Annotated in this window: 17 protein-coding genes; 7 read left to right on the top strand and 10 right to left on the bottom strand. The window is 35.5% G+C overall.

The window, feature by feature from the left end; genetic code table 11:
* Positions 1-205 precede the first annotated feature (205 nt).
* The 3 genes from CD035_RS09775 (at position 206) to CD035_RS09785 (ending at position 3,088) form a co-directional block, all read left to right on the top strand.
* Positions 206-949, top strand: coding sequence for an amidohydrolase family protein (locus tag CD035_RS09775; protein ID WP_048540418.1), 744 nt, complete (start codon positions 206-208; stop codon positions 947-949).
* A gap of 234 nt (positions 950-1,183) precedes the next feature.
* Positions 1,184-2,335: an ArgE/DapE family deacylase gene (locus CD035_RS09780; RefSeq protein WP_048540417.1), complete on the top strand. Its 1,152-nt coding sequence runs from the start codon at positions 1,184-1,186 to the stop codon at positions 2,333-2,335.
* Positions 2,336-2,359: 24 nt separating this feature from the next.
* Complete coding sequence (locus CD035_RS09785; RefSeq protein ID WP_048540416.1) at positions 2,360-3,088, top strand: NAD-dependent protein deacylase; 729 nt, start codon at positions 2,360-2,362, stop codon at positions 3,086-3,088.
* A 470-nt stretch (positions 3,089-3,558) separates the two neighbouring features.
* On the opposite strand, the gene CD035_RS09790 is transcribed toward CD035_RS09785, so the two are convergent.
* Positions 3,559-5,049, bottom strand: a complete 1,491-nt coding sequence (locus CD035_RS09790) for an MFS transporter (protein WP_048540415.1) — start codon at positions 5,047-5,049, stop codon at positions 3,559-3,561.
* 272 nt (positions 5,050-5,321) lie between these two features.
* Here CD035_RS09790 and CD035_RS09795 point away from each other — a divergent pair, with 272 nt between their 5' ends.
* Together CD035_RS09795 and CD035_RS09800 are read left to right on the top strand one after the other, a co-directional pair.
* Positions 5,322-6,548: a pyridoxal-phosphate-dependent aminotransferase family protein gene (locus CD035_RS09795; protein ID WP_053076870.1), complete on the top strand. Its 1,227-nt coding sequence runs from the start codon at positions 5,322-5,324 to the stop codon at positions 6,546-6,548.
* A gap of 177 nt (positions 6,549-6,725) precedes the next feature.
* Positions 6,726-7,016 (top strand): hypothetical protein, encoded by a 291-nt coding sequence (locus CD035_RS09800; protein WP_048540413.1) that lies wholly within the window; start codon positions 6,726-6,728, stop codon positions 7,014-7,016.
* 65 nt (positions 7,017-7,081) lie between these two features.
* Here CD035_RS09800 and CD035_RS09805 read toward each other — a convergent pair whose 3' ends face one another.
* The 9 genes from CD035_RS09805 to allC all read right to left on the bottom strand — a co-directional run bounded on the left by CD035_RS09805 (position 7,082) and on the right by allC (position 17,780).
* A complete protein-coding gene (locus tag CD035_RS09805; RefSeq protein WP_048540412.1) occupies positions 7,082-8,296 on the bottom strand; it encodes a CynX/NimT family MFS transporter in 1,215 nt (404 codons plus the stop codon).
* Positions 8,297-8,679: 383 nt separating this feature from the next.
* The gene (arcC, locus tag CD035_RS09810) at positions 8,680-9,642 is read right to left on the bottom strand and encodes a carbamate kinase (RefSeq protein WP_048540411.1); all 963 of its coding nucleotides are present in this window, start codon (positions 9,640-9,642) and stop codon (positions 8,680-8,682) included.
* Positions 9,635-10,426, bottom strand: a complete 792-nt coding sequence (locus CD035_RS09815; RefSeq protein ID WP_048540410.1) for an oxamate carbamoyltransferase subunit AllH family protein — start codon at positions 10,424-10,426, stop codon at positions 9,635-9,637. The genes arcC and CD035_RS09815 overlap by 8 nt, the downstream gene beginning before the upstream one ends.
* Positions 10,423-11,688, bottom strand: coding sequence for a YlbE family protein (locus CD035_RS09820; protein ID WP_048540409.1), 1,266 nt, complete (start codon positions 11,686-11,688; stop codon positions 10,423-10,425). The genes CD035_RS09815 and CD035_RS09820 overlap by 4 nt, the downstream gene beginning before the upstream one ends.
* A gap of 1 nt (position 11,689) precedes the next feature.
* Entirely contained in the window at positions 11,690-13,450 is a 1,761-nt protein-coding gene (fdrA, locus tag CD035_RS09825; RefSeq protein ID WP_048540408.1) for an acyl-CoA synthetase FdrA, read from the bottom strand.
* Between the two features lie 15 nt (positions 13,451-13,465).
* A complete protein-coding gene (gene allD / locus CD035_RS09830; RefSeq protein WP_048540407.1) occupies positions 13,466-14,515 on the bottom strand; it encodes an ureidoglycolate dehydrogenase in 1,050 nt (349 codons plus the stop codon).
* Between the two features lie 154 nt (positions 14,516-14,669).
* A complete protein-coding gene (allD, locus tag CD035_RS09835; protein ID WP_048540406.1) occupies positions 14,670-15,701 on the bottom strand; it encodes an ureidoglycolate dehydrogenase in 1,032 nt (343 codons plus the stop codon).
* 15 nt (positions 15,702-15,716) lie between these two features.
* Entirely contained in the window at positions 15,717-16,505 is a 789-nt protein-coding gene (gene allE, locus CD035_RS09840; RefSeq protein ID WP_048540405.1) for a (S)-ureidoglycine aminohydrolase, read from the bottom strand.
* A gap of 42 nt (positions 16,506-16,547) precedes the next feature.
* On the bottom strand, positions 16,548-17,780 hold the full coding sequence (gene allC / locus CD035_RS09845) for an allantoate deiminase (RefSeq protein WP_048540404.1): 1,233 nt from the start codon (positions 17,778-17,780) through the stop codon (positions 16,548-16,550).
* A gap of 173 nt (positions 17,781-17,953) precedes the next feature.
* On the opposite strand from allC, the gene CD035_RS09850 reads away from it, so the two are divergent.
* Positions 17,954-18,793 carry an alpha/beta hydrolase gene (locus tag CD035_RS09850; protein ID WP_080964653.1) on the top strand — a complete coding sequence of 280 codons (840 nt, stop codon included), beginning with the start codon at positions 17,954-17,956 and terminating at the stop codon, positions 18,791-18,793.
* A gap of 3 nt (positions 18,794-18,796) precedes the next feature.
* Positions 18,797-20,044, top strand: coding sequence for a Zn-dependent hydrolase (locus CD035_RS09855; RefSeq protein WP_048540569.1), 1,248 nt, complete (start codon positions 18,797-18,799; stop codon positions 20,042-20,044).
* The last annotated feature ends 320 nt before the right edge of the window (positions 20,045-20,364 follow it).

The raw sequence follows: 20,364 nt of genomic DNA on the forward strand, positions 1-20,364 counted from the left end.
AATTTTAAAATATTTTTTAAATGTTATTATTACTAGTTTTGCCAAACTAATTTATATCGATATATTAACCCTTTTGATAAATTTATATTTTGAAAACATCAATTATTACTTTTTCTATAACGTTTCCAAATGACTTACCATAATGAATAGGTATTATTAAACTTTTTTCTGGTATAGTATAGTGATTTTAAAAGGAGGATTATTGATGAAGATTTTTGATGCGCATTTTCATATTATTGACTTTAATTATGAAGTAAAAGAGAATAACGGCTATATGCCGCCGAGTTATCTAACTAAGGATTATCAAGAAGAAACACAAGATATGAATATTGCTGGTGGTGCAATTGTATCCGGTTCTTTTCAAGGGTTTGATCAACAATATTTACTTAAAGCACTGAGTGATTTAGGTTCTGATTTCTGTGGTGTGACCCAATTACCTTATAGTGTTTCAGATGAAGAAATTGTTTCTTTAAATGACAAAGGCGTTCGTGCTTTAAGATTTAATGTTAAACGTGGTGGTTCAGAGAACTTAGCACATTTGAGTGATTTTGCGAAACGTGTATATGACTTAGTAGGATGGCACAGTGAACTGTATATTGATTCTATGAATTTACCAGACATTGAAGAAACTATATTATCTTTACCGGCTGTATCCATTGATCACCTCGGTCTGTCTAAGGAAGGTCTTCCAAACCTTTTAAGATTAGTTGACAAAGGCGTTCATGTGAAAGCAACTGGTTTCAGTAGAGTTGACTTAAATGTACAAGATGCATTCAAAAAAATTTATCAAGCAAATCCAGATGCACTTATGTTTGGTACAGATTTACCATCAACACGTGCACCTAAACGCTTTACTTCTGAAGACATTCAACTCGTTCAAGATACTTTTGATGAAACTGCAGCTAATAAAATATTTTATCAAAATGCGAAAGAATGGTATCGGAAGTAGTATGATGTTGATAGTAATAATTCTGAGTAAATGGAATGTTAAATTTAAGAAGGATGTGAGTTTATTATTCCTTTAACTCACATCTTGACCAATCTCTTGGCTTTACTCAGTACTTAAGCCATGACTTTCACCCATCATATCTCCAACTCCCCAATGTGTTTAATTTCAAAGTACAAGATTTCAGCTATATAATAGTAATTGAGATAAAAACTATATAGAAATGGAGTTTTGGTTATGAGTATATTTACTGATCAAGAGAAAGTAGACATTTTAGGAGATATAGTAAGTATTCGATCTGTTAATGATAATGAAATTGAAGTATGTGAGTACTTGCAGAAATTATTATCAGACCATAACATCGAGTCTGAAATCATTAAAATTAGTGAAACGCGTGCAAATCTAGTTGCTGAAATTGGTGAAGATGGTCCTATTCTAGGTATTTCAGGACATATGGATGTCGTTTCTGCTGGTGATGAAAGTAAATGGACATATGATCCGTTTAAACTGACTGAAGTAGATGATAAGTTATTTGGCCGTGGCTCTGCTGATATGAAGTCTGGATTAGCTGCGCTTGTTATCAGTATGATAGACATACATGATCAAGGTTTACTAAAGCATGGTAGAATCCGTTTACTTGCAACGGCAGGTGAAGAAATTGCTGGTGAAGGTGCTAAAACATTTCACGACAAAGGCTATATGGATGATGTTGAAGCACTCGTTATTGCGGAACCCTCCCAAGATAGAATTATATATGCACATAAAGGCTCAATGGATATTCGCATCACATCTCGAGGAAAAGCATCTCATAGTTCAATGCCACATCTTGGATTTAATGCCATTTCACCGCTTGTAAAATTTATTTATAAAGCAGATGAAGGCTTTACGAAATTCAATCAAACAAATAAACTACTTGGTGAACCAATCATGAATGCAACTATTTTTAATGGTGGTAACCAAGTTAACTCTATCCCTGAACATGCAGAGTCGGAATTCAATATTCGTACGATTCCAGAACATGATAATGATCAGTTCATTTCATATTTTAATGAAATTTTAAAACAAATAGAAACCGATAAGACAGATATTGAAATTGATACGTACATGTCTAGACCACCCGTTTACACAACTGGCCAAAATTCATTAATCGAGTTAGCTGTGAAAATGGGCGAAAAACATTTAAACACTACACTTCCAACTGAAGCATCACCAGGTGTTACAGATGCATCTGATTTATTAGTTTCTAAAGATGAGAACTTCTCATTTATTATGTACGGCCCTGGTACAGTAGACCAAGCGCATCAAGTAGATGAACATGTATCTAAAGATGCCTATCTTAAATTTATTGATTTATATACAGAATTCTTCCCTAAATACTTAGAAAAGTAATTCATTATAACCGGAGTGATTAACTTGAATACACAAATTCAACAACTTAAAAACATCATCGATTCATCTCATAATATTACTTTTTTTACGGGAGCTGGTATTTCAGTTGCTAGTGGTATACCCGACTTCCGTTCACTCGGTGGATTATATGATCAAATCTCAGAAAATGGCTATTCTCCAGAATATTTATTAAGTACTGATTATTTACAAAGTGATCCAGAAGGATTTATGAACTTTTGCTTTCAATATTTACTCTTCACCGATAAACAACCGAATATCGTACATCAATGGATAGCCCAACTTGAAAAAGACCATCGTTCACTCGGTGTCATAACACAGAATATCGATGGTCTTCATAGCAATGCCGGCAGTCTAAATACAGACGAATTGCACGGCACTTTAAATCGATTTTATTGTACAAAATGCCAACAAACATATACTAAATCTTATGTTATCGATAACCATTTACACCATTGCGAATCATGTGGTCATACCATTAGACCAGACATCGTATTATACGGTGAAATGCTAGATCAAGAAACAATATTCAATGCATTAAACAAAATAAGAGAAGCAGACACACTCGTAGTACTCGGGTCATCCTTACTCGTGCAACCCGCAGCAGGACTCATCTCAAACTTCGAAGGACAAAACCTCGTCATTATAAACAAAGACGAAACACCTTATGATGCTTCAGCAAACATCGTTATACATGATGACATGGTAGATGTTGTACAAGAGTTGTTGAGGTGAGTTAGACCAAATCACAACGAGTTCCCTCTTTTATTCTTGATAACAAAATACACTCATGTTATTATTTAAGTATTAAAAAACACTCAGCAACTTTCGAAGGTCGGCTGAGTGTAAAAAATTAAGGCGTATAGTCTATGCTATATTTCACCATGGCTTATTGAATTTAGTCGTTTGTGCTGTAACACAAACGACTATTTTTTATTGTCTTTTTTAAGCAATAAATAAATAGTAATAGGAAGTATTACCGTGTAAGTAATCTTGAATGTTAAATATATCTCTAGTTGCATACTTACATCTAAGCCCATATAATCACCTTCTTTCACCATGATCTAATAAGGCACGGTGAACATATAGGCAATCAATAAGCACATTAATTTTTATGTTCTAATTATAGCATGGTGTCATGACTCTCAACACCTAAAAAAAGAATACTTATCTCTCTATTTTCTAGGAAATAAGTAGTCTTTTTTTTATGTTATTTTCTTATGTGTTTCTGCTAATATTCTCCATAATAATAGGATAATTGCAGCTATGATTGTGATTGTTATGATTAGGATTAATGAATATGCATGATCAAATGCATTTGTGCCTAATTCTAGTAATTTACTTTTTAATAGTCCATTTGAATTTTCTGCTACAATCATCGTTTCTTCAAAACTGCCTTTTGCTTTTGCTGGTATTTCTGCTATCGATATGGAGCGTTCCATTAAATAAGTATAAGTAAATGAAAATACGCCACCAAGTGCGGCTATTCCTATTGACCCTCCGAGTTCATATGACACTTCTTCTACTGAAGCTGCCATACCTGCTTTATCGTCATCAACGTTTGTCATGATTGCATTTGATGCTACAGTCATAGCTCCGCCTAATCCTAATCCTGCAATGCTAAGGAACAGTATTTGAATCCATAAATCATTGTGTAGAAATGCTGTGAATCCTACAATTCCGATTAATGAAATGAGTAAATTATAAATAAGTATTTTGATGCTATCAAATCGTGTTAAGATACTTCCCTGTACAATTGCCCCTACAAAAGCAGCTGCTGCCATAGACATTAAGACTAATCCTGCTTTTAATGGAGTCAGATTTAAAATTAATTGTAACCGTTGAGATAAAATCATTTCAAAGCCAATTAATATGGATGCTGAAGTAAATGCAGCTATCACACCTGATAAAAAGTATTTATTTTTAAATATATCTAAACTAATTAAAGGATTTGATAGTCGTTTTTGTCGACTAATAAATAATTTCAACGACCATAATCCAATCACTAATGTCAGTATAATCAGTACAATTGAAGGATTTTCTTTTGTGATTTCTTTTATAGCGTAGACTGTCCCAATAAGTCCTATCATAATGAGAATTGAACTTGTGATATCCCATTTTTTATCTTTATTGCCTTTAATATTAGGAATTTGTATATAAGCAATGATAATAACAATTATCGTAATAGGCACATTAATTAAAAATACTGAACCCCACCAAAATTTAGTTAATAATAAACCACCTATTAAAGGTCCTAATCCAGCACCTGCTGATGCAATAGAAGACCATATGCCTAGCGCAAGTGCTCTATCTTTTTTGTCATCAAAGACTTGTTTAATAATAGCAAGCGTTGACGGCATCATTGTTGCTGCACCAATAGCCAATATAACTCTAGCCATAATTAAAGTACCAGATGTTGGAGAAAAAGCTGCGACAACTGATGCTAAAGTAAAGATTACTAAACCAGATAAAAACATATTCTTATGCCCTACTTTATCGCCCAACGTACCTAAACCAGGTAAAAGCCCTGCTACAACTAAAGGATACGCATTTACAATCCATAATTTTTGAAAAGCACTCGCTTCCAATTCATACGTTATCGTAGGTAAAGCAGTATATAATACAGTCATATCAATAACGATCAAAAATAACGCACTAGAAACCAAAATTAACGAAAACCATTTATTAAATTTCATGATAAATCCTCCTTACTCAAATAATGGTAAGGTGTATAGTTACTATATAGTCAAACATAAACTTTTAATCGAATATATAAGGCTTTACGAGTGAATTATTGGTACAAAAACACTTAAAATTAGCGATATCTAAATTCATAGACCGTTCCAATATTTTTTTGTAATATTCTGACAAAAAACGGAGGAATAATCAGCATTTTTGACGAATAATTATATAAAAATCTAAGATATAATGTATAATGACAAAATTTATAGAAAAAGAGGTTAGCAATGTGGATACTTTAAAAGTGAACAAACGATTAATTATGACACCTGGACCTGTAAGTGTAGATCCACGTGTTTCTCAAGCAATGTCGAATTCTATACTCGGTCAATTCGATTATGAATTTGTAAATATCATGAATGAAACAATGTCATTAATTCGTCAGTCATTCTTAACAGAAAATAAATGGGCTTTCCCAATTGATGGAACAAGCCGTGCTGGCTTAGAAGCCGTTATATCAAATATCGTGAAACCTGGTGATGAAGTACTCGTACCTGTAATTGGTCGATTTGGTTATTTATTTACTGAACTCGTAACACGTGCAGGAGGTATCGTCCACAATATACATAAACCAATGGGCGAAGTCTTTGATCAAGCAGAAATTATTGAAGCTTTAGATGAATATAAACCTAAAGTACTTGCGATTGTACATGGTGAAACATCAACTGGAAGATTGCAACCTATCGATCAATTAGGACGTGCTTGTAAAGAGAGAGGTATCTTTTCAGTAGTAGATGCTGTCGCAACTTATCAAGGTATGGTTATTCCTGTAGATGAATGGGAACTAGACGCAGTCGTTGGTGGTGCTCAAAAATGTCTATCTATTCCTTCAGGTATTACACCGATTACATTTAACGAGCGTTTCAGCGAAGAAATTAATAAACGCAAACGTGTAGAATTAGGCATTCGCTCTAATGAATCTACCGAAAAAAAACATTTCATTAGCAGTAACTATCTAGATTTAACACAGTTACAAGACTACTGGAGCCCTAAACGCCTCAATCATCACACAGAATCTACAACATCTGTTTATGCATTATATACTGGATTAAAATTAGCACTATCAGAAGGCATTGAAGCACGTGCTAAAAGACACAGCTATCACCAAGAAGCTTTAAAAGCAGCTCTAAAAGCACTTGGATTAGAAATTTACGGTGACGAATCTAATGAGATGAAAATGGTCATCTGCGTTAAAATTCCAGAAGGCATCGATGATAATGCCTTTAGAAACGGTTTATTACAAAACTACGGCGTAGAAATTGCCGGATCATTCGGAGACTTACAAGGACAAATATGGAGAATTGGTATTATGGGTTACGGTGTTCAAAAACAAAACATCTTAACATTCTTATCAATCTTCTCAACATATTTAGTATCACACGACAGCCAGCAACACCTTAATGTAGCAGAGTCCATTAAGACATTATTAGACTATTATGAACAAAATGAAATCTAGCTCGCCAAGTTGAAATAAAGTAAAACACTTTCGTACAATTCATCTAACACGAATTGATACGAAAGTGTTTTTTTAGTTCTATTAACTATTTACAATTTAGAAATCTCATTACATATATTGATTTTACCGAATGATTACCATATTATATAAAAAATTACATTTTTAAGGGTGATGGAAATGATTTCAACAAAATGCTCATTAAAAGTTTTTAATTTTAGACATGTTAATAAACCTGGTACTTTGAAATTAGACAAACAGTCGAAAAAATTAATTTTCAAAGAAGATGGTATAGGAACAGAGTTTTCTTATATTTTGGACATTGTAAACATTAAAGAAAAAGAATTTAAAAAAGGTATTTTAAAAGAGCATATCAAAATTTTTTATGATAATGAGTGGTATAACTTCACAAACTTTACTGATGAAAATTATAGAATCATCAATAAAGAATTAGATTTATTATTAGCTTAGTACTAAAATAAATTCAATCCAAAAAAGTCTGAGACAAAGTTACTGTCTCAGACTTTTTTGGATTTTTAAATCGTTTCATCTTCTACAACTCTATTTTTAGATGCTGGGTATCCTACTATAAAGAACAGAATAGACATAACGATTAAGGCGATGATGCCTGATATCCAACTGTCTGTCGCATCGTGTAAATAACCAATAAAGAATGGTCCGATGGCAGCTATTAAATATCCGATAGATTGCCCGAATCCTGATAATGCGATACTTCCGTCACTTGTACGTGCACGTATAGAGAAGAATGTCATACATAAGCTAAAGCATGCACCCATACCCAAACCTGCGATAATAATACCGATTACGAGTAATACTAATGATTGCGTAAAGAACAAGCCAAATCCAACTAAGAATAGTATTGTGATGATCACAACTAATATACGTTGGTCTTTTAATTTAGACGCAATAATCGGGAATGTAAATGTCATTGGCACTTGTGAAAATTGGTTAAGCATGAGTAAATAACCTGCAGTTGATGGATCTAGACCTCTATCTACTAATATAGAAGGCACCCAAGCAACAACTGTATAGAATACCATTGATTGGAATCCCATCGTTAAGGCTACTAACCATGCTAATTTAGACTTCGTAATATTCAATTTTGTATGTTGATTTTGTGCTTCTGATAGTTTATCTTGGCGTTCGAGTTTAGCGCCTTTACTTGCTTTTGGAATCCATAAAATCAATGCGATAATTCCTAATACAATCCAAAAAGCAAGAGACAGTCTGAATCCTAATGGAGATTGAGACATAGGGAAGCTTAGTCCCCCACCTAATCCTGCAGTAAAGTTCATTGTCCCACTATAAATACCTGTTGCTAATCCAATTTGTAATGGAAAATACCATTTCACATAACTAGGTAATACAACATTACCAAATGCGATCGCAATACCTAGTAGAACTGTACCAATAATAAATAAATTAAAACCACCTGCAACACGTATGTACAAAGCAACAATTACTAATATCGTTGATAGTACGATTGTATTAGACATCGTCAAACGTTTAGTTACTTTAGATACTAATGGCGAAACGACTGCAAATATAATGAGTGGTATTGTTGTTAAAAAACCAGCAAGGCTGTTATTAATTTGCATAACATCTTTAATTTCATCAACTACTGGACCTACTGATGTTAGTGGTGCACGTAGCGTAGATGCGATAAATACAATCGCAATTATGATGCCCCAATTTTTTTGAATTCTATGTGTATTATAGGGTTCAATCATCTTATACCACCTTATTTCTAAAAATTTTTCTTATAAAATCATTACCGCAACATTAGATTAGTTTATTCATGTTGGATTATTTATATAATACGAGAGTCTGGAACAGCACTTTGTCCCAGACTTTTTTAATAGTATATCAGAGATATGATTGAGTGCAATGCTGCTTAATTGAGCGACTTGATCGTTAGCCAAAGGGGGATGGGTTTTTCTCCGGTTTATAAGGTTTAGTATGTCGGCTAACGATCTTGTTTCGTTTTCTTGGACGTTAGAATTTCTAACGATCTTGTTTCGCATTCTTGGACGTTAGCGCACCTCTTTTTTGCTTTTTTTAAAATTTTTGAGCCGCTAACAACCTTATTTAACTCACAATCAAATCCTTCATATTAACAAGAAACTGGTTTTGCTGAAGGATCTAATAAAATTCTTGTACCTGCTTTTCCTTCTAATGCATCAATTGCATCATCTAACGAACAAATAATAGCTTCTTTACCTGATTCTGCAAATTGAATAGCCGCTTCTATCTTAGGTAACATACTTCCTGCTGGAAATTGATCTTCTGCTACGTATTGTTTCGCTTCTTCAACTGAAATTGTTTTAAGCTTTTCTTCGTTTTCTTTACCGAAGTTCACGCACACATTTGGTACGTCTGTTAACATCATAAATGTATCTGCTTCAACTTGTTGCGCTAATTTCAAACCTGAACGGTCTTTATCGATAACAGCTTCTACACCTTTAATATCACCGTGTTCATCACGGTAAACAGGTATACCTCCGCCACCTGAAGAAATCACAATCGCTTGATTTATTAATTTCTTAATTTGGTTCACGCCATGAATAACAAGTGGTTCTGGAGAAGGTACAACACGACGGTATCCTCTACCAGCATCTTCTACCATGACAAAGCCATGTTCTTTTTCTAATCTTTTAGCTTCTTCTTCACTGAAGAATACACCAATTGGTTTAGTTGGATTATTAAATGCCTGATCATCTTTGTCTACTTCTACCATTGTTAATAATGTTAATACATCACTGCTAATACCTAAATCGTTTAAATGATTTTTAATGGCTTCTTCCATCATGTAACCGATAAATCCTTGAGATTCAGCACTACATGCGTTAATTGGAAGTGGGTTCACAATATCTTTCGCCGCTTCGTTTTGAGCGATAATATTACCGACTTGTGGCCCGTTACCATGTGTAATCACAATGTTATGCCCTTGCTTCTTCAATTCTACCATTTTACGTGTAGCAGACATCACGTTGTTATATTGATTATCGTATGACGCTTCTTGATTAGGTTGTAATATCGCATTACCACCTAGTGCAAGTACAACTCGCTTACCCATACGTCTCACTCCTTAATGTTAATGCTACATACATGCCATATAACGTGTCTCTTCCAGATGAAGAACCTACTTTTAAAAGTTGGTCTAGACGCGCGATTGATGGATCATGTTGTAGGTTAGAAATTTTTGAACTAAATTGACCTTGCAGAGCACATTTTAAAAATGTTTCGCCTACAAGTGTGGTTAGAGATGATTGCAGTAATATGTTTAATTGTTCTAAATGATTATTGTTAATAAAAGGATGGATAAAATGAATAAATAAAATACCTGTCAGCATATCATCTCCGGACGGTGTTAAACCTTGTCCTCTACCAATCAGATATCGGTATTGTTTCTCAACTTGTTCAGCATTTCCAAATTCTAATGCGTTTAATATGTGTTGCATCTTCTCTTTGTTAAAATCGCCTTGCTCATACATCTGAAAGTTATAAGCTGCGATATTTTCTTTAAGCTTTTGTATATCAGTCTGTTCCGAAAAGTCAGATGCCTTTAAAGTTGGAACATGCCAAACGAGTTGGCATGTCTTACTTATTTGAATAGCAGTAGGACCCACTACAATTTGTTGATTTAATTCGATTTCGTTAAATAAACTTTGCTTTGTTTGTGAATCGACTAATATACCAAAAGGAAATGTTCCATTTTCATCTGTACCTATAAAGATAAGATCATTCGATTCATTGACGATATTGAAGCCTTTATTAAATATGCTATGCACATAAAATTGTTTATGTTGTTCTAAATGTTTCTTAGCATTCTGTCCTATTACAGTTGCTTGTAGAATCACGCGTTAAATCCTAACTTTTTAGCATACGCTGTGATCGCTTTTTCGAAACATTCGATTGGTGGATGTACTGTACCTGCACCAATTTGTCCGTAACCAGCAATCTTATGCGCAATACCTGTATTGATAACAGGTGTAATGCCTGTTTCTACAACTTTACGTGCATCGATTCCTAAACAAGCCCCTTTAAAGTTCCATGTTGGGATCGCAAAGTTAGGGTTCTCACCAATGCAAATTTCAGTCATTTCATTACTAATTTGTAATGCATCATCAAATCCACCAGTACCAACAAATCTTGTAACAGCTGGTGCTGCAATCATTGCCATACCACCGACACCGATTGTTTCAGTAATCGCTGAGTCACCAATATCTGTATTCGCATCATCTGCTGAGTAACCTGTGAAATATAAACCTTGAGGTGTGTTAACAGGTGCTGTGAACCATTCGTCACCCATACCTGCAATACGTACACCGAAGTTCTCACCGTTACGACACATTGCTGTTACAACTGTTCCGTGTTCGATTTGACGAGCAGAGTCCATCATCGCTTTACCTGTAGCCATCGCGATATTTAAGAAGAATTGATCTGTATCAGCTAAGAATTGTAGTACTTCTGTACGTTTCTCAGGTTCTACATCTTCTAATGAAGCAATGATAGGTGTTACTTCTTTTAAGAATGCTAATGATGCTGCAATGTTACGTTGGTGGAATTCATCACCCATTGCGATTGCTTTAGCGATTAATACGTTAACGTTTAAGCCATCATCCATTTTTTGAAGAGCTTTACTTAATACTGGACCTAATACATCTTTCATCCAGTGTAGACGGTTTACAACTGTTTTGTTGTAAGCACCGAAACGTAATACAGCACCGATACCTTCGTTCATTTGACAGTATGCTTCATTACCTGATTCTCTATTTTCAACAACAAGTACAGGCATGTTAGCTGATGTAATACCACCCATTGGTCCAACAGCGTTAACGTGATGACAAGGAATGAACGTAATTTGTCCTTCTTCTAACAACTTACGTGCCGCTTCTTCGTTCTCAGCCCATCCTTCAAATAAAATTGCACCGACACATGAACCTTGCATAGGATCTGTCATGTTTTCATATTTGATTGGTGGTCCAGCATGTAATAATACATGTTCTTTAAGTTCTGGAATTTTAGATTTAGCAGGCACCACATCTACTAAAAATGGTGCTGCTGCGATCATCTTATCAATGACTGCTTGGTTAGCTTCATCTATTGTTTTATAAGCCATTTTATACTGTCTCTCCTTCGTAATTGTTTAAGAATTGAAGTACTTTCATTAATTTCTCGTCGCCACCTGCGATTGGTTGCCAGTTAAACTGAACAACTTGCGCATCATTAGCTTGAATAGCTTCTGTGAAACTCTTCAATCCGATATTAATCACACTTGGTTTCATATTAATTAAGTTCAAGACTTTTTCATCAACTGTTAAATCAACAGATTCTGCTTCGAATGATTTTGTTTCTAATTGTGGTTGTTCAACATCTTTACCAAGTAAATGAAGTGCTGTCGTCACCATTTGATTGTTTGTTTCACATACGATTGCGCCAGCTTCTTTTAAGATATTAACTTGTTTGTCGTAACCTTGATGGTCATGCTCAGTACCTACAACTGTAGCAAGAACTGCTAAACTGCGACCTTCTGATTGTGCTTTGTCTAACACTTTTTGAATCGTTGGCGCAAGTTCATTTGCCATGTCATCATGACTTCCGTATCCGATCACGTTATCTAACATAATAATAGCTGTTGATGGATCGTCTGCAGATTGTTCTAACATTTCGATACGTTTAGATGGGTCAATCATAGGATGAGGTCTACCTTGTGTATAAATATCATCACCTAAGTCGATAATTTCGTGGTGACCACCTTTATATGAAAAACCTTCTGGTGTTTCTGCATCTGAATTATCGCCTAAAGTATCTTTTAATAACATTGCTGCTTCAGAAGCAAGCGTTCCACCAGAGTAATAACCTTTAACGCCATCTTGGTTATCAGCAAATTTGATGTTAATATCTGATTGAATTACTGTGCTAAATTGAGGTGTTTCTCCATTTGAAAGTTGAACAGATACACGTGCCGCTTCTTCCAATGTATAAGCGTGGTGAATGTTTGCTTCTGTATATTCAGGTTTAGAACCTAAGAATAACGTTACGATTGGTTTTTCGATATTACGTAATAAATTCAATACTTTTTCTTCTACTTCTTTAGCGGGTGGCTTAGAAATAACTGTAATGACTTTCACTTTAGGATCCGCATTAAGTGCTTTAATACTGTCTAACATCGTAATCGCGCCTACTTCTGTAGATAAGTCACGGCCACCTGTACCGATAGCATTTGTAACACCTTTACCTTCACGGTCAATGATTGTTGTTACTTCTTGAATACCTGTACCTGAAGCGCCAACAACACCGATGTCACCTTCATTTACAGTGTTTGTAAATGCAAGTGGTAAACTATGAATAATACCTGTACCACAGTCAGGACCCATCACGAGTAAACCTTTGTCATGTGCCATTTCTTTCAAACGTACTTCGTCTTCTTTTGCTACGTTGTCGCTGAACATAAATACATTTAAGTTATTTTTCAATGCTGTTTCAGCTTCCATCGCTGCATATTGCCCAGGAATTGAAATCAATGCTAAGTTAGGATTGTTTGCTAATTCTAATGCACGGTTCCAATTTGAAGCTTCGTTTTGTTTTTGAGATTGGTCTTCACTTTCACCTTTCCCTTTCAATTCTGCTTCAACTTCTTGGTTTACTTCTTCAACTTTTTCTTCATTTTCTGTATCTACAACGATGATAATATCGTTTGGTTTCGCTACTTCTAATTCATCCGTACCTAATCCTGAAGATTTAAAAATATCTTTATTGGCAGGTGTTCCCATCATAATGGATACTTGGTTAATACCATCAATAGCAGATAATTTATTCGATAATAACATTAATACAATCGAATCTTGGTAAGTGTTTTCTTTAATAATTGTGTGTAACATACTATTCCTCCGTTATTATTCTGCAAATCTATTTTTTCCGTGATAACGATCAAAGTGCACATCGTCTGAAACTAAGTAGTTGTATATATCATCAACAATTTCAATACCTTCTTCGTCGTATTTTTCACTACGTAATCGGCCACGTTCACCAGGATAGAAAATTTCTCCATATCCTTGTGCTGCTGGTTGTGCTTTTAATTCATCAAGCATTGTTGAAATATTTGATTTAAATTGGTCTAAGTCTGTGAAGAATGCCGGATTAATCACGACATGTAATTGGCCTAAGTCACGGCCTTTCGTTAAATCTTTGTACATTGATGAAACATGTACACCATGTGGTACACCTAGTAAACTACCTGATAGAATATCAACCATCATCATAAGGCCATACCCTTTAGGTCCTGCAACTGGGACAAGTGCATGAACATCTCTTGCATTTGTCGTTGGTTCACCGTTCGCATCTACTGCCCATGTATCAGGGATCGATTGATTTTTCGCTCTTGCATCTAGCACTTTACCCCATGCTTGAACGGTCGTTGCCATATCAAATGTAATAATACGATCATCGTTTGATGGTGCACTAAATGCAATAGGATTTGTTCCGAAATATGGTTCAGTACCGCCGAATGGCACAACCATTGGATCTGATTGGCACATACTTAAACCGACCATATTCTCTTTAGCTGCCATTTCTACAAAGTAACCTAACGCACCGCTATGTGAAATGTGCTTAACACCAACAACGGCAACGCCATTTTCTTTAGCCATCTCGATTGCTTTTTCCATCGCTTGTTTAGCCGCTTGATGACCAGGACCATTATCTCCTTCAAATATAGCTGTTGATGAACCCGTTTGTTCGAATTGATAATTCGGATTGGCTGTTATGCCACCTTTAGCAATTCGCTCAGCATAGTACTCTACTCGTACTGCACCATGTGAATGAATACCTCTATGATCCGCAAATGTTAATACGTCTGCTACATCTTCTGCAGCACCTTCGTTTAAGCCCGCTTTAGCTAATTTATTCTTCATTAAATCAAATAATTCTTTCTTTGAAACACGCATATCTTAACCTCCTTATTACTCGAATAGTGTAATTTATATACATAAAATCATGATTTTAGCCGTAAAAAAAGAAGGTACTCAAGACGTACGATATTAAATGTCGACAGTCGTCATTTATAACATTCAATTGTCTCTTTCACTTCTTCTCAGCTATTTAATAAATGTCATCAGATATTAAATACTCATAAATACTTTCGGCAATCGGTATGCCACTTTCTTTGTAGCGTTTTTTAACGTCCTCTTGAATTTCACCTGGGTAATAAACTTGATCAAAGCCTTTAGCCGGTTTAATATCATGAAGTTCATCAACCATTTCAGAAACGTGTATTAAAAATTGTTCTTCATCACCAAAATATGCTGGATTAATGACGATATGAAATTGTCCTAATCTACGATACTGACTTAAATCTTCATACATTGATGTAACATGCTTTCCGAAAGGTAAACCTAACAAGCTACCTGCTAGAATATCTACCATCATCATCAATCCATAACCTTTAGGACCCGCGACTGGTAAGAGCGCAGCGACTTCAAATGGATCTGTCGTTGGCTCACCTTGTTTGTCTACTGCCCAAGTGTCTGGAATGGATTTGTTTTTAGAACGTGCATCTAAGATTTTTCCCCAAGCTTGCACGGTTGTTGCCATATCAAATAATATCGGTTCACCATTTTTACGTGGTGCTGCAAAAGCAATTGGATTTGTACCGAAGTATGGTTCTGTACCACCAAATGGTACAACCATTGGATCTGACTGACATACTGTTAAAGCGACCATACCTTCTTTTGCCGCTTGTTCAGCAAAGTAACCAATCGCACCACTGTGGCCCATTTCTTTAATACCGACCATGCCGATACCACTTTCTTTAGCTAACTTGATCGCTTCTTCCATTGCTTCATAAGCAACATAGTGACCAACTGCATTATCTCCAAAGTAAGTACCTGATGATGGACCTGTCTTTGTGAATGTTAATTCTGGATTCAAATTGTATCCTTTTTTTGCAGTACGTTCTGCGTAATATTGTGTACGCACAGAACCGTGTGAATGAATGCCACGCTCATCTGCAAATATCATCAAATCTGCTGTCTTATCAGCATGTTGTTCAGATAAACCTGCATTTGTCAGTTTGTCTTTAAATAACTGGCGCAGCTTTCCACGTTCTACGTATACTAATCCTTCTTCTGCCATTCTTAACAACCTTCCTTAAATTTCGATATCTCTATTTGCATCTTTAGAGTAAATATAAGCGAATGGTTCGTCTAAGCCTACAGCGTAAGTTGCTTGTGGTGCATAAGCGCCCATAAAGATGTAATCACCTTTATCAACTGGTTGCCATTCGTTATCTAAGTTGTACATACCGCGACCACTTAATACATAAGCACCGTGTTCTTGAACGTGTGTTTCAATATATCCGTGTGAAGCACCTGGTTTAAATGACAAGATATGAATGTTCATGTCATATGCTAATTCTTTAGGTAATAAATCAAGAATTGTAACTTCTTCCATACCTTCATAAGGTGCTTGAACCATGTCATTCACATTTCCAGTTACAACTTCTGGCGTGAATCCTTCTAAAGGTTGGTAACGTTTTTTATATAAGAATACGCGGCTATCATTGTTTTGATTGCTGTTTTCAAAAGTCATAACTTTATGACTTGGTACGTATAAGTATCCACCAGCTGTTAATTCATATTTTTTGTCATCTGCATATGCGTTGATTTTACCGTATTCAACGTAAATAAATGTTTGAACACCGTCTCCACCAAAGCCTTGTCTATTTCCGCCTTGATTTTTTAATGTTACTAAGTAGTCTACAAAGCGAGCACCTAGTCTTGGTGAACCTAAAATTGTAACGTCGCAATCTTCGAAACCTGGTACAACATTGTTTACTAAGCCGTCTGGTGTAATAACTGCATAGTTGTCTTTCTTAATAACTGAACGTGTTTCTAATAGTCCTTCTCTATAACCTTGATTATGATTAATGTAACCCATGATCAATACTCCTTTTCTCTATCTCTATTTTTTAAAATTTATTTATTCTTGATAAGCAAGTTCATATAATACTTGTTTCAATACTTCGATACCTTTTACTAAATCTTCAACATTTGTCTCTTCTTCAACGTTGTGACTCACACCATTTATAGATGGCACAAACAACATAGAAGTTGGTACATATTGTGCGAAGATTTGTGAATCGTGACCTGCACCAGAAGACATCAGTTTCCAATCTGATTTGCCAACGACTGTTTCAGCAGCACATTCGATTGTCTTAACTAAATCTTCATTCATTAAGGTTGGTGCTTCGTCCATCCATAAATCAATATCGTGTTGAACGCCTTCTTCTTCAGATACGCGTTTAATACATGCATCGATTTCTTCAGCAAATTGATTTAATGTATCTTGGTCAATGTGACGACAATCGATTGAGAATGTCACTTCACCTGGCACAACATTTACGGTATTTGGTACTGGGTCGACGCGACCAAATGTTAATACTAATGGATCTCCTAATTCTCTTGCATGTTCTGTCAATTGTGTCGCGATTTTACTAAATGTGATGACAGCATCTCTTCTTAAGCCCATTGGTGTCGTACCTGCATGGTTTGCTTCACCTTTTAAATTAACTGTATAACGTTTTTGTCCAACGATACCGTTAACGACACCAATTGATTTTTGTTCTGTTTCTAACACTTTTCCTTGTTCAATATGAACTTCGATAAATGCTTTAATGCCACTGTAGTCATTGTCTTCTTTACGATAATCAAATCCTACTTCACGCATAGCATCTTTAAATTGAATACCTTCAGCATCAGCAATTGTATCTACATCGTCTTTACCTGTTAAGTTGAAGAAGTTCTTACTACCCCAGAATGCAAATGGGAAGCGACTGCCTTCTTCTTCTGCTAAAGCTAAAATTTCTAAAGAACGTAATGGTTGTCCGTATTCTGCTTTCAATGATTGCATCGCTACAAGTGCTGCTAATACACCGAATTGACCATCTAAATGGCCACCTTCAACAACTGTATCAATATGAGAACCAGACATAATCGTTTCTTCTGGGTATTTACTACCTTCAATACGACCTCTTAAGTTACCAATGTCATCGAATTGTGCTTCAAATCCTTCTTTATCTAATGTTTCTTTTAATGCGCGAACAGCGTTTGACCATTCTTTTGAATAAAGTAAGCGTGTAATACCGCCACCTGTCAAACCTCCAAATGAAGTAAACTGTTTATCTAGCGCTTCGAAAGAAGAACGGATGTCCATATAATTCATCTCCTTTTCATGTCAATTACTATTATAAGCGGTTACATTTTTGTTATCATTCACAAAACATACAATAATTCGCTTTACTTTTATATGTTTTATACAAATACGACCTAAATTTAATTTGAGATACTATGATTAGGAAAATATATCTTCTAGGAGGCTCAGTTGTTTTGACTCAAAATCATTCAATGTGTTTAACAAATGATAGTTTTCAATTACCCTATACCATCATCGAATCTAAAAATGAACACCCTCAAGGGGTTATCATGTACTTTCATGGTGGCGGGTTAATTTTTGGTCAACGTGATGACTTACCACAAACGTATATAGATATTTTGACAGAGTCCTACCATCTTGTACTCGTTTCTTATCGATTGGCACCAGAGAGCCCGATTGATACGATTATCTCAGATGCATTAGCTCAATACGATGAAATCAGTGCCTTATATGAGGCATTACCAATCTATACGTTTGGTCGTTCAGCTGGTGGTTTCTTAAGTTTAATGGTTGCACGTTATCGTGAAGTTGCAGGCATTCTTGATTTTTATGGCTATTCACGAGTTCATGTCCCTGGATTTTTAAGACCGAACGCACAATACCAAGCTTTATCAACTCAAATTACACCAGCGATATTAAATCAACTTATACAACCTAATCCATTAACTTTTGGCTCATTACAAACGAGATACCCGATTTATTTATATGTTCGTGGCCAAGCGAAATGGTTATCTTATTTAGGTATTCAATCATCAACAGCAAGTGCATATAATATTTCGCCTAAAGAATTAAAGCAATTTCCACCGACTTTCATTGTACATTGCAAAGGTGACCCAGATGTTCCGTATAGTGAAAGTGAACATATTTACCGCCAAATTGAGCATAGTCATTTAGAAACGCTCGATTTAGACCAACATGATTTTGATCGTGAAGTAACACCAACAAGTATTTCACTGTATAAACAAGCCGTACAATTTTTAAGTCAATCATCAAACTTAATTCAAGGGGGATAAATGATGAACATTCAAAATGTCATGGAAAATTTAGAAACATTTAATCAATTTGCGCGTAATCCTGAAAATGGTGGTATTAACCGAATTGCCTTTACACATTCAGAACGTATAGCAGCACTTAAATTCTCAATGCTTTGCCAAAAAGCTGGTCTAGATGTCTACTTTGATTTCTTCGGAAATGTTATTGCGCGTCGAGAAGGTAAAAATCCAGACCTTAAACCAGTCGTATTAGGTTCTCATATAGATACGGTTAAAGACGGCGGGCAATATGACGGACTACTTGGTGTTGTTGGTGCGTTGGAAGTTGTTGAATATTTAAATAAATATCAAATAAAAACGGATCATCCCATTATTATCATTGCTTTTGCTTGTGAAGAATCTACAAGATTTAATGAAGCGACATTAGGTAGTAAATATCTCACAGGCAATATGACGAAAGAAGATATGAAATATATTAAAGATAACGACGGGAATGTACTTTATGATATTGTCGCACCACTTGCTCAAGACATGCATGGTAAAGCAGCATTATTTGAAAGAAACAATATTAAAGCATTTTTAGAATTACACATCGAGCAAGGTCCTATTTTAGAGAAGAAACATAAAGATATCGGCATCGTGACAGATGTAGCAGGTCCGCATCGTTTTAAATTAAAAATTCAAGGCGTGACGAGTCATTCAGGTTCAACACCTATGCCAATGAGAATAGATGCACTGACAACATCCGCAGAAATCATCTTAAAAATCGAAGAAATTGGACGTGCTTATCATGATAAAGGAATTGTGACAACAGTCGGTTATGCAGATGTATATCCAAATACAATGAATGCCATACCAGGAGAAGTCACACTTTTAATAGACATTAGAGGTAAGAATGAAGCCGTACGAGAACAAGTCGTTGATGAAATCACATCACACATTGAACGCATAACAGATCATCGCAATGCACATTCTGAATTGGAAGATTTAGGTCAAGATGCACCACGCAGTTTCAATCATAAAATTGCACAAATCAACGAAGACAACTGTCAGCAATTAGGATACACATATAATTATATGTACAGTGGCGCAGGACATGATGCTATGATCATCGCACCCATATGTCCAACAAGTATGATCTTTATACCATGTAAAGAAGGTATTAGCCATTCACCAAAAGAATCCGTCACAGCAGACCAAATCGAAAAAGGCATTAACCTCCTCATACAAACAACAATCGAACTAGCCAAGCTCGACACCGTGTTGGAGTAGGATATTGAGGGGGATTGATGAGGGATGTGAGTTTACTAGTATTTTAACTCACATGTTGGGCTATCTCTTGGCTTTACTCTTCACTTAAGCCACGACTTGGGCTATCTCTTGGCTTTACTCAATACTTAAGCCACGACTTCAGCTATCACTTGGCTTTACTCAATACTTAAGCCACGACTTCAGCTATCACTTGGCTTTATTCATCACTTAAGCCACGACTTCAGCCATCTCTTGGCTTTACTCAACACTAAGCCATGACTTCAGCTATCTCTTGGCTTTACTCAATACTTAAGCCACGACTTCAGCTATCTCTTGGCTTT

This window comes from Mammaliicoccus sciuri, from assembly GCF_002901825.1.
Taxonomy (GTDB): domain Bacteria; phylum Bacillota; class Bacilli; order Staphylococcales; family Staphylococcaceae; genus Mammaliicoccus; species Mammaliicoccus sciuri.